The organism is Streptomyces sp. WM4235, from assembly GCF_001279725.1.
Classification (GTDB): Bacteria; Actinomycetota; Actinomycetes; order Streptomycetales; family Streptomycetaceae; genus Streptomyces.
Genome location: NZ_LGDE01000199.1, coordinates 1 through 1,069 on the forward strand (window position 1 = coordinate 1; position 1,069 = coordinate 1,069).

Genomic DNA, 1,069 nt, shown 5'->3' on the forward strand with positions numbered 1-1,069 from the left:
TTACCGAACCGTTCGCCACGCCGATCCCCCTTGTCCGGCTACGCCCCGGATCGACCGGTAAATCTTTGGCCGAACCGGATTGTTACCCTCAAGTTTTCCTCAGATGTAGTGACGGTGTGCCCGCCACCTTCCTAGCTTCCTCATACACGTGCGCGACGACCCCGCGGTTCCGCGCGTGCCCGGACCCTTACCGGCTCCGCTCCCCCGCCACCCCGTACCGACCCAGGTACTCCGCACGACACCGTTCACCCCCGTTCCCGCGTGATCCGCGTTCCCGAGGAAAGAGTGCAGCATGAAGGTTCCCAAGGCCGGTGCGGTCGCCGCAGTGATCGCCCTCGCCGTCACCGCCTCCGGGTGTGGCGGTGACGACCCCAAGGAGCCCATCGGCATCGGGATCAAGTTCGACCAGCCGGGGATCGGCATGCGCGAGCCCGACGGCACCTTCACCGGTTTCGACGTCGACGTCCCCACGTACAAAGCGAAGGAGCTCGGCTACAAGCCGAGCGAGATCGAGTTCAAGCAGGTCTTCAGCTCCGACCGGGAACTGCTGATCCAGTACAACGAGGTCCAGTTCGTCGCCGCGAGCTACTCGATCAGCGACAAGCGCAAGGAGAAGGTCGACTTCGCCGGCCCGTACTTCATCGCACACCAGGACCTGATGGTCCGGGCCGACGACAACAGCATCACCAAGGCCGAGGACCTGAACTCCAAGAAGCTCTGTTCGGTCACCGGCTCGACCTCCGCCGAGAACGTCAAGAAGAACCTCGCCCCGAAGGCGAGCCTGCTGGAGCTCGGCAGCTACTCGGAGTGCGTCGTCGCCCTTCAGGCGCGCGAGGCCGACGCCATGACCACCGACAACTCCATCCTGGCCGGGTACGGGGCCCGGAAGGAGTACGCGGGCAAGTTCAAGCTGATCGGGTTGAACCTCAGCAACGAGAACTACGGCATCGGCATCAAGAAGGGCAACGCGGACCTTCAGCGCAAGATCAACAGCGCGCTGACGAAGATGGTCTCGGACGGCTCCTGGGACGCGGCCGTGAAGAAGAACTTCGGCCCCGCGAACTACAAG

1 protein-coding gene is annotated in these 1,069 nt (G+C 63.9%); it reads left to right on the forward strand.

What is annotated here, in order from left to right:
• Positions 1 to 292 precede the first annotated feature (292 nt).
• Positions 293 to 1,069, forward strand: a 777-nt coding sequence (locus ADK55_RS15650) for a glutamate ABC transporter substrate-binding protein (RefSeq protein ID WP_053679157.1), incomplete at its 3' end; no start/stop codon positions are given.